This is a genomic window from Streptomyces chumphonensis, assembly GCF_014779715.1.
GTDB lineage: Bacteria > Actinomycetota > Actinomycetes > Streptomycetales > Streptomycetaceae > Streptomyces > Streptomyces chumphonensis.
The window spans coordinates 79,544-92,126 of the sequence record NZ_JACXYU010000011.1; the positions used below are offsets into that span (position 1 = coordinate 79,544).

Sequence of the window (12,583 nt, forward strand, 5' to 3'; positions counted from 1 at the left end):
GATCAGACGCGCGAAGAGGCGTGCCCGAAGCCACGCTCGGCGTCGGCGGCCCGGAGCCGCGCGCGCGTCCCTTCCGCGTCGATCTCCAGGAACGTCGCCTCGTACGCGTTCTGCCCCTGGACGCCTCCGCTGCGGTCCGCACGTTCCCCGGTGCCGCCCGGCGGATGGCGCATTCGACGCGGTCCGGCCCGACCTCCACACATCCGGAAGCGACCCGGGGGCCGCCCTGTCCCTCATACTGAACGATGGTACAACTAGTACGTTCGTTCAACTGGATCGGAGGGGTGGAATGAGGGCGGAACCTTCGTCACGTGCCGGGTGGCGGGAGTGGGCCGGCCTGGCGGTGCTGGCGCTACCGACCGCGCTGTTGGGGCTCGATGTCACGGTGCTCTATCTCGTCATCCCGAGCCTGGCCGCGGACCTGCGTCCCACCGCGACGGAGACGTTGTGGATCATGGACACCTACGGATTCCTCATCGCGGGGTTCCTGATCACCATGGGAACGCTGGGCGACCGGATCGGGCGTCGGCGCCTGCTGATGATCGGCACCGCCGCGTTCGGCGCGGCCTCGGTCCTCGCGGCGTTCGCCCCCGGCGCCCACTGGCTGATCATGGCCCGGGCAATGCTGGGAGTGGCCGGGGCGACGCTGATGCCCTCCACGCTGTCCCTGATCAGCGACATGTTCACCGATGCCCGGCAACGGGCGTTGGCGATCGGCGCCTGGGCCACGATGTTCGCACTGGGCATGGCGGCCGGACCGGTCGTGGGCGGCGTCCTGGTCGCCGGCTTCTGGTGGGGTGCGGCCTTCCTGGTCGCGCTGCCCGTCAGCGTCTTCGTACTGGTCGCCGCACCGGCGCTGCTGCCGGAGTCCCGCACCGACGCCGGTCGGCCCGACCTGTGGAGCGTCGTCCTGTCCCTGACGGCGATGCTTCCGGCCGTCTACGCGATCAAGCATGTCGCCGCCCACGGCGTCGATGCCCGGGCGCTGACCGCCGTCCTGCTCGGCGGCGGCTCGGCCGTCGCGTTCGTCCGTCGCCAACTGCGCCTGAGGGAACCGCTGTTGGACATGAGGCTCTTCACCAACCGGGCCTTCCCCGCCGCCCTGACCGTCCTGCTGATCGGCCTGGTCGGTTTCGGCGGAATGATGTTCCTGATCACGCAGCACCTCCAGCTCGTCACGGGCCTCACGCCGATGGCCGCGGGCCTGTGGATGGGGCCGCCGGCACTGGCCATGCTGGTCGGGGGCATCGGTGCGCCCCTGGTCGCCACACGCGTCCCGCCGGGGAGCGTGATGGCCTCCGCCCTCGCGCTGTCCCTCGTCGGGTACGCCGTCCTCGCCTTGGCCGGGACCGACAGCAGGCTGAGTGTGGTCGTCGGGTTCGGGTTCCTCTACTTCGGCCTCGGGGTCATCGCCGCGCTCGGTACCGACATCGTCGTCGGGGCGGCACCGCCGGAGAGGTCCGGGTCGGCCGCCGCGCTGTCGGAGACCGTGCAGGAACTCGGGATCGCGGCCGGGGTCGCGCTCCTGGGCAGCCTCACCACGGCGATCTACCGGACGACGGTCGAGGCCCGGCCCGGACTGCCCCGTTCGGTGGTCGAGCCCTACGGCGACAGCCTCCCCGGCGCGACGTCCGTCGCGGACCAACTGCCGGCAGGGGCGCTCCGACACGCGCAGGACGCGTTCGTCGGCGGACTCAACACCGCCGCGCTCGTCGCGGGTCTGGCCATCGCCGGAGCAGCGGTCGTCTGCTTCGGGACGCTGCGCCACATCCGCCCCATCGGGGACGCGACCCCTGAGACGGAGCCGATAGCCTCGACTCCCGTGAACGGCGATGATCGGTGAGGTCAATGGCGGACGAGCAGGACACGGTCGATGGGCGCACGCTGCGCGGTCAACGCCGCCGAGCCCAGATCATCGAGGCAACGCTCGCGGTCGTCCGCCGCGACGGAGCCGCCGGTGTGACGCACCGGACCGTCGCCAAGGAGGCGGGCATCACCACCAGCCTGACCCTCTACTACTTCGCCACACTCGACGACTTGCTGGTCGCCGCCTTGACCAGCGTCACCAGCGAGTACACCCACCGCATCCGCCGACTCGTCGAAACCGAGGACGACCCTCTCGACGGGCTCGCCCGGCTCATCGCTGAATCCGCGGGGCCGGGCCGCGAGCGCGCCCTGGCCGAACGTGAGCTGTCCACCCTGGCCGCTCGCCGCCCCGTCCTGCGCCCCGCGGCCCGAGGCTGGCGCGACACCGTGGCCGAACTCGCCCGCACACAGACCGACGAGCCGGACGCCGTCGAGGCGTTCGTCGCCCTGTGCGACGGGCTGTGTGCGGCCATTCTGCTCGAATGCCACGATGCCGACCCGGACCACATCCGGGCGGTCCTGGGTAGGGCGCTACGAGGAACCACCCCCTAGCCTCCGGGCGGTTCGCGGACCGGTGCGGACGTCTCAGGTGACGCGGGCGGAGGGCTTCGCCGGGAGGAGCCGGGGCACGACGCGGACGTAGGCGACCATGCCGACCACTTCGACCAGCGTCTGGGTGACCACGACGACGGCCGCCACGGCGAGCTCGTCCGGCAGGGCGAGAGCCAGCGGCAGGACGACCAGGGAGTTGCGGGTGGCACCGGAGAAGACGATCGCGCGCCCGGCCGGGACGTCCAGGCGGAAGAGGCGGGCCACGGCCTTTCCGGCGAACGCCATGACGAGCAGGAAGGCGACGTAGAACGGGACGACGGCCGCGACATCGCCGAAGCCGTCGTCGAGCCCGGGGACCTGGGAGGCGACGACGACGAGCAGGGTCGCCGCCATCAGCGGCACCATCGTGGTGGTCGCCGCGTCGGCCACCGCCCGTCCGGCCGGTCGGCGCGCGGCCCACGCCTGGAGGGCCCACGCGAGGAGCAGCGGCAGGACGATCAGGGTCAGGAACGCCTCGACGAACGGCGCGGCCTCGACGACGTCGGCCAGCCCGGAGCCCATGAACAGGTACAGGAAGCCCGGCAGCAGGACCGTCTGCGCGACGAGGAGCAGCGGGGTGGCGGCCAGCAGCCTGCGGTGCGAGCCGCCGGCCAGCCCGCAGAAGACGATGACGTAGTCCACGCACGGGCACAGCAGCACCAGCAGGACACCGAGCCGAACGGCCTGGTCGGCGGGGAGGAACGGGAACAGGGCGGCGACCGCAAGCGGCACCACCGCGAAGTTCACGAGGAGCGCGGCGGACAGGAACCGGCCGTCGCGCAGTGAACGGACCAGGTCGGCGGCCGGGACCTGCAGGAAGGTGACGAGGAGCAGTGCGCCGAGCACCGGGTTGATCGCGTGCGCCAGGCCCGGGGCGAGGGTCGGCGCCGTCCGGCCGAGCAGGGCTCCCGCGGCGAGCGCGACCACGTAGACCGCGACCTGGTGACGTTCCATGCGGCCGACGAGCCCCCGCGACCCCTGCTGCGACACCCGCGCCGCTCCCTCCCGTGCGTTCGACGGCCGCCCGGTGGTGGCCCCGTCCCATCCTCACAGACGGCCCGGCGCGGGCCCACGCCTCGCGCACCGTGCGTACGGAAGTCCTGACGTGGAGTTATTGACGAACTTCTAGCTCGGCTGGAGGCGCTATGGGCGGTCGGCGGTCGAGATGGCTGGATATCGTCGTCCGGTGAGCACGTGTGGGGAGCCCACGGGCGACGGTGTGCCGTGGCCCTGGTGAAGAGGAACCGGCCGCTGCTGCGGCATCCGGCCCAGATGGTCGTGGCCGGATTCGCGACGGCCGTCGCGGCCGGGACCGGTCTGCTGATGCTGCCGGCCGCCAAGGCGGGCCCGGGTGGGGCCGACGCCGTGGAGGCGCTGTTCACGGCGGCCTCGGCCGTCTGCGTCACCGGGCTCGTCGTCGTCGACACCCCCTCGTACTGGTCGGGGTTCGGGCAGGCGGTCATCCTGGGGCTGATCCAGGTCGGCGGCTTCGGCATCATGACGTTCGCCTCCGTCCTGGTGATGCTGGTGTCCCACCGGCTCGGGCTGCGGGCCCGTCTCAGGGCCGCGTCGGAGACCAAGTCGCTCGGGCTGGGTGAGATCCGCTCGGTGGTCGTCGGTGTGGTGAAGGCATCGCTGCTCATCGAGGCGGTGATCGCGTTCGTCCTGACCCTCCGGTTCGGGCTGGGCTATGACACGCCCTGGCCGGAGGCACTGTGGCTGGGGGCCTTCCACTCCGTCTCGGCCTTCAACAACGCGGGGTTCGCCCTCTACTCGGACAGTCTGATGGGGTTCGTGGGCGACCCGTGGATCTGTCTGCCCATCGCCTCGGCCGTCATCGCGGGCGGCCTGGGCTTCCCCGTCCTGTTCGAGCTGCGGCGGCGCTGGCGCCGGCCACGCGGCTGGTCCCTGCACACGAAGATCGTGCTGGCCGCCAGCTCGGGGTTCCTCGTCGGGGGCACGCTGTTCGTCACCGCGCTCGAGTGGGGCAATCCCGGAACGCTGGGGCCCCTCGACGTCCCCGGCAAGCTCCTGGCGGGGTTCTTCCAGGGCGTCATGCCCCGCACGGCGGGGTTCAACAGCGTGGACACGGCGGAGATGAATCCGGCCACGTGGCTGGGCATGGACGTGCTCATGTTCGTGGGCGGCGCGAGCGCCGGGACGGCGGGCGGCATCAAGGTGACGACGTTCGCCGTGCTGTTCTTCGTCATCTACGCCGAGGTGCGCGGCGAGGCGTCGGTGAACATCTTCCACCGGCGGTTGCAGGGCGACGTCCAGCGGCAGGCGCTGACGGTCGTGCTGCTGTCCGTGGCGGCCGTGGTGGGCTCGACGGTGGTGTTCCTGGTCTTCACCGACTTCAGCCTCGACCGGTCCCTCTTCGAGGTGACGTCCGCCTTCGCGACGGTCGGCCTGTCCACGGGCATCACGGCTGACCTGCCCGCCCCCGAACAGCTCCTGCTCGTCGCGCTGATGTTCATCGGCCGGCTCGGCCCCATCACCGTGGCGTCCGCCCTGGCCCTGCGCCAGCGCGCCCGCCTCTACGACTTCCCCGAGGAGCGACCCGTCATTGGCTAGGAAACGCAGCGCCACGAGCCGCCGGAAGGTGGAGAGCGATTCCGTCGTCGTCATCGGTCTGGGCCGCTTCGGCCGCTCGCTCGCCCTGGAGCTGGTCGACGAGCAGACCGAGGTGCTCGGGATCGACGAGGACCTGGAAGTGGTGCAGTCCCTGTCCGGGGCGCTGACCCACGCGGTGCGCGCCGACTCCACCAAGGAGGACGTGCTGCGCCAACTCGGGGTGCACGAGTTCGACCGCGCCGTGGTGGCCATCGGGACCGACATCGAGGCGAGCATCCTCACCGCGTCGCTGCTGATCTCCTTCGGTGTCCGGGATGTCTGGGCGAAGGCCATCAGCGAGGCGCACGGACGCATCCTCGCCCAGCTCGGGGTCCACCACGTCGTCTACCCCGAGCACGACATGGGGCGGCGGGTCGCCCACCTCGTCCGTGGCCGGATGCTCGACTACATCGAGTTCGAGGACGACTTCGCGATGGTCAAGACGCGGCCCCCCGCCGAGATCGTCGGCCTCCGGCTGGCCGACAGCGGGGTCCGCTCGCGCTTCGGGGTGACCGTCGTCGCGGTCAAGCGTCCCGGCGAGGGGTTCACCTACGCGACGGCGGACACCGTGCTCGACGCGGAGGACACGATCATCGTCGCCGGACGCACCCGGCAGAGCGAGCGCTTCAGCGACCTGCGCTGAGCGGTGCCGCGTCCGGCGTCGACACCGGTGACCGGGGACGTTTCGGGGCGCCCTGAAAAGCTGGTCCGTGCCGCCGGACCGCTTCTACGCTGCGGGGTGTGCCGGGGGACGCCACGGCACGGCGCCCGGCCCGGGGGTGACGCGGGGGAACCCCTCGGGCCGGGCGCGCCGCGTCACAGGGAGCCGGTGAACAGCAGCCGGTTCGGGGAGCCGGGGCCGATGTTCCCGACCTGGTCCGGGGTCGCGGTCCGCGTCAGGAGGCGGGCGAGAGCGGCCGCGGAGACGTCTCCGTTCTCCTGCTGGAGCAGGGCGGCCACCCCGGCGACGTGCGGGGCGGCCATCGACGTGCCGTTCAGCGCGACGCCGCCACCGCCGAGTCGGGCGGAGACGATGTCCACGCCGGGGGCGTAGAGGTCCACGCAGGGGCCGTGGTTGCTGAACTGCGCCTCCTCGTCGTCGCGCCGGGTGGCGCCCACGGTGAGGGCCGAGTCGGCGCCGGCCGGGGAGACGGAGCAGGCGTTCCGGTCGGAGTTCCCGGCCGCCACGACCGGCAGCACCCCGGCCCGGGCGAGGTTGTCGACGGCGGCGTTGGTGGCGTAGGAGTAGCCGCCGCCCAGGGAGGCGTTGAGGACGGCCGGCTTCGCGGCGTTGCGCGCCGTCCAGTCCAGCCCGGCGATGATGCCGCCGGTGCTGCCCCGGCCCTCGCAGTCCAGGACCCGGACGCTCACCAGCGACACCTCGCGGGCGACGCCGTAGGTGCCGCCGCCCACCGTCCCGGCGACGTGGGTGCCGTGGCCGTTGCAGTCGGCGCCGTCGCGGCCGTCGCCGACGGCGTCGAATCCGGCCCCGGCGCGCCCGCCGAACTCGCTGTGGTCGTAGTCGATGCCGGTGTCCATGACGTAGGCGGTGACGCCCGAGCCGTCGCCGCCGACGCTGTAGTCGCCGTCGAGGGGGAGTTCACGCTGGTCGATCCGGTCCAGCCCCCAGGTGGCCGCGGGGGCCGCGGGGCGGGGCAGCGCGAGCGGGTCGTTCAGCCGCACGCGGGCGTCCTGCTCCACGGCGGCGACCCCCGGCGCCCGGCGAACGGCCGCCACCTGCGCGTCGGTGAGCGGGGCGGCGAATCCGAGGACGGCGGCCCGGTAGACGAAGCTCGGCTCCGCTCCGACGCCCCGAGCGACCCCGGCGGGGTCGAATCCGGCGTCGAGGGTGACGAGGTACCGGCCGGGGATCGGGTCGGCGCTGTGGATGAGCGGTGCGAGCACCGTGCGTTCGGGCTCGGGCGCGCCGCCGTCGGGTGCGGCGGCGACGAGGGGGGCGGGCAGGAGGGCCGCGGCGGTCGCCAGGGCCAGACGACGCGTCAGGGAACGGAACATCAGCGGTGCCTCTCGGACGGGGTCGGCGCGCGGCCCCCGGCACGCCCGCGGTCCGCATGACGTGTGCGACGGCCGTCGCCAGGACCATCGTCAGCGCCACGCCGTGGGCTTGAGCCCCTTCACCCGTCCGGTGGTCACCCGGCCGGTGGTGGCCCGGCCGGGGATTCGGCCCCCGGGTCCCCCGCCAGGAGCGGGCTCCCGTGGCGCAGCAGCCACCGGCGGTAGGCGTCGCAGCCCCGCGCGATCTCCGTGTACGCCTCGCGCAGGGCGGAGAAGACCTCGTCCGCGTCGGTCCCGGGAGCCGGGGAGGGGCGGGAGACGAGCAGGAGGCGGACGGTGAGCGGGTCGCCGGCGAGCGGGCGGACCACCAGCCCGGGTCGGCTGGCCGAGGTGGGCTGGCACGGCATGACGACCTCGCCTGCCGCTGTGAGGATGCCGGCGGTGTTGTAGTCGCCGAGGACGACTTTGGGGTTGAGCCCGGCGGCCGCGAAGACGCGGCGCAGACCGTCCCATTCGCCGTCGGCGGCCGGGTCGACCATCCAGCTGTCCTGGGCGACGTCCGCGAGGTCGATCTCCGCACGGTGGGCGGCGGGGTGGGAGGCGGACACGGCCACGAACTGCGGCTCCCGTTCGACGAGGACGCGCTGCTCCAGGCCGGGTGGCGGCTGCAACGGGCAGCCGGCGACCTCGTGGACGAAGGCCGCGTCGAGCTGTCCGGCGGCGACCATCCGCAGGAGGAGGTTGGCCGAGACCTCGAAGTGCACGGTGGTGTCGACACCGGGGTAGCGGGCGTGCAGTCGGCGCAGCCAGCCGACGACGGTGCTGCTGCCCGTTCCGCCGGTGCTGCCGACCCGCAGTCGTGCCTCGTCGGTCCGCAGCACGGCCTCACGGGCCTCGGTGATGAGCGCCGCCATCTCGGCGACGATGGGCCGGGCGCGGCTGAGGACGGTGCGTCCTAAGGGAGTGGGACGGCTGCCGGTGCGCTCCCGGACGAACAGCCGACCGCCCAGCGCGTTCTCGATGCGCCGCAGCTGTGTCGTCAACGAGGGTTGGGTCATGCTGAGTCGGCGTGCGGCGGCGCGGACGCTGCCCGCGTCGGCGATCGCACACAGGGCTCGCAGGTGCCTGACTTCCAACTCCACGCCCGGAGAATAGCCGCGGGCTCCGCAGCGTCACCAGAGGTGTGACCACGCTGGTCGGGCGGGCGCGGCGCGGGTGATAGCCCCGTCCTATCGCCTGGTGGCATCCTTCCCGCGCCCCGCCCGTGGCCCGGACACTCGCCTGGACCGCGATTCATCCGGCTCCGACCGGCCGCAACCCCCCACTCCACGGCGGCCGGTCGGTGCCCGGACGAGGAAGGGACCCCCCATGAAGTACCCGAAGCATGTCTTCTCCGCTGCCGTGGGCCTGGCCATGGCGGCGGGCCTCGCCGCCGTTCCGGCCACGACCACGGCGGCGGCCCCCGCCGCCCCGGACGGCCCGGCCCAGGCCGAACGGGCCTTCACCACCGCCGCCTTCACCGGCCCCAGGACCCCGAGCGCGGCCGTCTCCGACCAGGAGGCCACGCGGGCGTTCTTCGAGGCCGTGCGGGCCTCGGCGATGGAGAAGTACGCGGAGAACCCCGGCGCCCAGGCCGTGACGGTGACCTACGACGCCAGCCGCGCGCCGAGCTTCCGCACGCAGATCGCCCGCTCCACCCAGATATGGAACGCCTCCGTGAGCAGCGTGCAGCTGCGGGAGGGGTCGGGCGCGGACTTCCGCTACTACGAGGGCAACAGCTCGCGCGGCTCGTACGCCTACACCGACGGGCGGGGCAACGGCTACATCTTCCTCGACTACCGGCAGAACCAGGTCTACGACTCCACCCGCGTGACCACGCACGAGACCGGTCACGTGCTCGGCCTTCCGGACAACTACTCCGGGCCGTGCAGCGAGTTGATGTCCGGCGGCGGGCCCGGGCCGTCGTGCACCAACGCGTACCCGAACCGCAACGAGATCAACCGGGTGAACTCCCTGTGGAGCTACGGCCTCTCCGCCTTCGACAAGGAGCTCTCGGCCAAGTGAGCCCGGCGGCCGGGGCGCGTGCTCTCCCCCGGCCGCCGAGGGGCCGGCCCGAACGGCCCCGGTCCGCGGTGCCCGTCCGACCGAGGGGGTCGGGCGGGCACCGCGCTGTCGGTGCCGCCTGCCATGCTGGGTGTCCGGAACCGAGGAACGAGGGGGACACCGTGCTGCCGCCCGCCACCGACTCCATGTGCCTGCTGGCCGCCGCCGTGATCGTGCACGACGCGCGGCACGACCGGGTGCTGCTTCTACGGCGCGGGCCACGGGCCAAGTTCGCGCGCGGACGGCTGGACCTGCCGGTGGGGAAGGCCGAGCCGGGCGAGCCCGTCACCGTCTCGGCCGCCCGCGAGCTGCGCGAGGAGACGGGGCTGGTGGTCGCCCCCGAGGAGCTGGAACTCGTCCACGTCGTGCACGGCGCGCACGGGGCGGAGGCGCCCGGCGGCTACCTGACGGTGGTCTTCGGAGCGCGGTCGTGGTCCGGGGAGCTGGTCAACGCCGAGCCCGAGAAGCACTCCTGGGTCGGCTGGGTCCCCGTGGACGAGATCCCCGCGGACGCCGTGGCGCCCACCCCGGAGGCCGTGGCCCGCTACCGGGCCGGGCAGCGCCGGGTGCTGCTCACCGGCTGGGAGCCAGCCGCCACAGCGAGGTGATCTCGGCGGAGCGCGCGGCGTGCAGGGGGTCGTCGGGATCGGCCGACCGGGGGTGCGTGGGGCGCGCGTCCAGCCGGTCGACGACGGTGAGTCCGGCGGCGTCGATCAGGTCGAGGAGCGCGTCGCGGGTGCGCAGCCCGAGGCGCTCGGCGAGGTCGGAGAGGATCAGCCAGCCCTCTCCGCCGGGGGCCAGGGCGTGCGGCAGCCCGGCGAGGAAGCCGCGCAGCATCCGGCTGCCGGGGTCGTAGACGGCGCGCTCGACGGCCGAAGTGGGCTTCGCGGGCAACCACGGCGGGTTGCACACCACGAGCGGCGCCCGGCCGGGTGGGAAGAGATCGGCCTCGACGACGTCGATCCGCTCGGCCAGGCCGAGTCGTTCGGCGTTGTCCCGGGCGCAGGCGAGGGCGCGCGGGTCCTGGTCGGTGCCGACGACCCGGGCCACGCCGCGCCGGGCCAGTACCGCGGCGAGCACTCCGGTGCCGGTGCCGATGTCGTGGGCGACCGCGCGGTCGGTGGGCAGCGGGGCGCGGGCCACCAGGTCGACGTACTCACCGCGCACCGGGGAGAAGACGCCGTAGTGGGGGTGGACGCGGTCGCCGCCGAGCGCGGGCACCGGTACGCCCCTGCGCCGCCACTCGTGGGCGCCGATCACTCCGAGCAGTTCCCGCAGCGAGACGGCGAAGGGCGCGTCCCCGCCGGCCTGCGGCGGGCCGTACGCCTCGGCGCAGGCGGCCCGGACGTCGGGTGCGCGGCGCAGCGGCACCACGTAGCCCGGGTCGACCGGGACGAGCAGCATGCCGAGGACGCGGGCCCGTCGGCCCTGCTCCTGCCGGTGGCGGTGGAAGGCGTCGTACGGGTCCCGCGACGCCGCCACCGGTGCTGCGCGGTTGCGGCGCGGGCCGCGGTCGACGCGCCGGGCGAGGGCGGTCAGGAGCTGCCGGGCGCCCTGGTAGTCGCCCCGCCACAGCACGGCCGTGCCCTCGCAGGCCATCCGGTAGGCGTCGGCTGCGCGCAGCGCGTCGTCACCCTCCACCACGCGCCGGGGCGCCGGTGCCGCGGACTCGGAACGCCAGCGCAGCGCCGGGCGCGCGGAATCGAGGGGGAGGACGTCCATGGGGCGACTCTAGCCGGGGGGCGTGCGGCGTGTGCGTCTGCACCGTTTCTCCACGCGTGCGCGGTATGACAAAAGGTAAGGGATCAACTACCAGGGGTAAAAACCCCTCATGGCGACTCCCATCACAGCGAACGCCATGCTCGCCGCGCTGCGCCGGGAAGGGTGCGACGTCGTCGAGGTGGGCAACTGGCGTACTCACAACCGCAACCACGTCGGTGCGTGGGGGCCGGTGAACGGCGTGATGATCCATCACACCGTCACCAACGGCACCAGGCGCACCGTCAACCTCTGCCGTTACGGCTACTCGGGCCTCCCCGGTCCGCTGTGCCACGGCGTGATCACCAAGGACGGCCGGGTCCACCTCGTCGGCCACGGCCGGTCGAACCACGCGGGACTCGGCGACGACGACGTGCTGCGCGCGGTCATCGCCGAGCGCCGCACCCCCGCCCCGAACGAGCGCAACACCGACGGGAACACCCGCTTCTACGGCTTCGAGTGCGAGAACTGGGGCAACGGGCGCGATCCCTGGCCCGCCGCGCAGCTCGACGCCATCGCCCGCGCCTCGGCCGCCGTGTGTCGGCACCACCGGTGGAACGAGTGGTCGGTCATCGGGCACCTGGAGTGGACGAACCAGAAGATCGACCCACGAGGCTTCTCCATGGACTGGATGCGCGATCGCATCCGCGAGCGGCTGCGATGACAATCGTGGGGTGACCGCCCCCGAGCCCCGCACGCCCCCGCCGCCCCCGCCCGCCGTGTACCCGGCCGCTGGGGGCCCGCCGGACGTCCCGGGGCCGCTGCGCGTCGCGTTGCCGTCGCCGCTGACGGAGGTCCCGGACGACCGCTTCACCCGGCGCGGGCTCCGGCTGCTGCTCAAGCGGGACGACCTGCTGCACCCGGACCTTCCGGGCAACAAGTGGCGCAAACTCGTCCCCAATCTGATGGCCGCCCGGCAGGACGGGCACAGCACCCTGCTGACGTTCGGCGGCGCCTACTCCGGGCACCTGCGCGCCACGGCGGCGGCCGGACGGCTGCTGGGCCTGGCCACCGTCGGCGTCGTGCGGGGCGAGGAACTGGCGGACCGGCCCCTCAACACCTCCCTGGCCCGCTGCGTCGCGGACGGCATGCGCCTCCACTTCGTCGCCCGCGCCCACTACCGGCGTCGCGCCGATCCGGCGTACGCGGCCGAGCTGTGCGCCCGGCTCGGCCTGCCCGGCGGCGTGCACGTCGTGCCGGAGGGCGGGAGCAACGCGCACGCCGTGCGGGGCTGCGCCGCGCTGGGCCGGGAGCTGGCCGGGCACGCGGACGTCGCCGCCGTCGCCTGCGGCACGGGGGGCACCCTCGCGGGCCTGGCGGCGGACGGCCCCCCGGCGATCGGCGTGCCGGTCCTGCGGGGCGGGTTCCTGGGCGCGGAGGTCGCGCGGCTGCAGTGCGAGGCGTTCGGCGGCCCCCGGGGCACGTGGCGGCTGGAGGAGCGCTTCCACTGCGGCGGCTACGCGCGCGGCACCCCCGGGCTGGAGCGGTTCGCCACCGACTTCGAGGATCGCCACGGGATGCCGCTGGAGCGCGTGTACGTCGCGAAGCTCCTGCTCGGGATCACCACCCTCGCCGAGGAGGGGGCCTTCGCACCGGGCACGCGGGTCGCCGTCGTCGTCACCGGCTAAGGTCTGCC

Annotated in this window: 13 protein-coding genes; 8 read left to right on the plus strand and 5 right to left on the minus strand. The window is 73.7% G+C overall.

The window, feature by feature from the left end; all coding sequences use genetic code 11:
- Positions 1-2: 2 nt before the first annotated feature.
- Positions 3-173: a hypothetical protein gene (locus IF129_RS19395; protein WP_191211002.1), complete on the minus strand. Its 171-nt coding sequence runs from the start codon at positions 171-173 to the stop codon at positions 3-5.
- A gap of 116 nt (positions 174-289) precedes the next feature.
- Between IF129_RS19395 and IF129_RS19400 the strand changes: the two genes are divergently transcribed.
- Both IF129_RS19400 and IF129_RS19405 read left to right on the plus strand, forming a co-directional pair.
- Positions 290-1,843, plus strand: a complete 1,554-nt coding sequence (locus IF129_RS19400) for an MFS transporter (RefSeq protein WP_191211003.1) — start codon at positions 290-292, stop codon at positions 1,841-1,843.
- 5 nt (positions 1,844-1,848) lie between these two features.
- Complete coding sequence (locus IF129_RS19405; RefSeq protein WP_191211004.1) at positions 1,849-2,418, plus strand: TetR/AcrR family transcriptional regulator; 570 nt, start codon at positions 1,849-1,851, stop codon at positions 2,416-2,418.
- A 33-nt stretch (positions 2,419-2,451) separates the two neighbouring features.
- On the opposite strand, the gene IF129_RS19410 is transcribed toward IF129_RS19405, so the two are convergent.
- Complete coding sequence (locus tag IF129_RS19410; protein WP_191211092.1) at positions 2,452-3,411, minus strand: bile acid:sodium symporter; 960 nt, start codon at positions 3,409-3,411, stop codon at positions 2,452-2,454.
- 279 nt (positions 3,412-3,690) lie between these two features.
- On the opposite strand from IF129_RS19410, the gene IF129_RS19415 reads away from it, so the two are divergent.
- Positions 3,691-5,031, plus strand: a complete 1,341-nt coding sequence (locus IF129_RS19415; RefSeq protein WP_318153837.1) for a TrkH family potassium uptake protein — start codon at positions 3,691-3,693, stop codon at positions 5,029-5,031.
- On the plus strand, positions 5,024-5,713 hold the full coding sequence (locus IF129_RS19420; RefSeq protein ID WP_224755245.1) for a potassium channel family protein: 690 nt from the start codon (positions 5,024-5,026) through the stop codon (positions 5,711-5,713). Before IF129_RS19415 ends, IF129_RS19420 begins: the two co-directional genes overlap by 8 nt.
- A gap of 173 nt (positions 5,714-5,886) precedes the next feature.
- Here the strand turns inward: IF129_RS19420 and IF129_RS19425 are convergent, their stop codons facing one another.
- Together IF129_RS19425 and IF129_RS19430 are read right to left on the minus strand one after the other, a co-directional pair.
- Entirely contained in the window at positions 5,887-7,086 is a 1,200-nt protein-coding gene (locus IF129_RS19425; RefSeq protein WP_191211005.1) for a S8 family peptidase, read from the minus strand.
- A gap of 134 nt (positions 7,087-7,220) precedes the next feature.
- Positions 7,221-8,228 carry a LysR family transcriptional regulator gene (locus tag IF129_RS19430; protein WP_191211006.1) on the minus strand — a complete coding sequence of 336 codons (1,008 nt, stop codon included), beginning with the start codon at positions 8,226-8,228 and terminating at the stop codon, positions 7,221-7,223.
- A gap of 226 nt (positions 8,229-8,454) precedes the next feature.
- Between IF129_RS19430 and snpA the strand changes: the two genes are divergently transcribed.
- Complete coding sequence (gene snpA, locus IF129_RS19435) at positions 8,455-9,150, plus strand: snapalysin (protein WP_191211007.1); 696 nt, start codon at positions 8,455-8,457, stop codon at positions 9,148-9,150.
- A gap of 185 nt (positions 9,151-9,335) precedes the next feature.
- Positions 9,336-9,797 carry an NUDIX domain-containing protein gene (locus IF129_RS19440; RefSeq protein ID WP_191211095.1) on the plus strand — a complete coding sequence of 154 codons (462 nt, stop codon included), beginning with the start codon at positions 9,336-9,338 and terminating at the stop codon, positions 9,795-9,797.
- Here the strand turns inward: IF129_RS19440 and IF129_RS19445 are convergent.
- Positions 9,763-10,911 carry a N5-glutamine methyltransferase family protein gene (locus IF129_RS19445; RefSeq protein WP_191211008.1) on the minus strand — a complete coding sequence of 383 codons (1,149 nt, stop codon included), beginning with the start codon at positions 10,909-10,911 and terminating at the stop codon, positions 9,763-9,765. The genes IF129_RS19440 and IF129_RS19445 overlap by 35 nt on opposite strands.
- Before the next feature lie 109 nt (positions 10,912-11,020).
- On the opposite strand from IF129_RS19445, the gene IF129_RS19450 reads away from it, so the two are divergent.
- Positions 11,021-11,611 carry a peptidoglycan recognition protein family protein gene (locus IF129_RS19450; RefSeq protein ID WP_191211009.1) on the plus strand — a complete coding sequence of 197 codons (591 nt, stop codon included), beginning with the start codon at positions 11,021-11,023 and terminating at the stop codon, positions 11,609-11,611.
- Positions 11,612-11,666: 55 nt separating this feature from the next.
- Complete coding sequence (locus IF129_RS19455; RefSeq protein ID WP_191211096.1) at positions 11,667-12,575, plus strand: 1-aminocyclopropane-1-carboxylate deaminase/D-cysteine desulfhydrase; 909 nt, start codon at positions 11,667-11,669, stop codon at positions 12,573-12,575.
- The last annotated feature ends 8 nt before the right edge of the window (positions 12,576-12,583 follow it).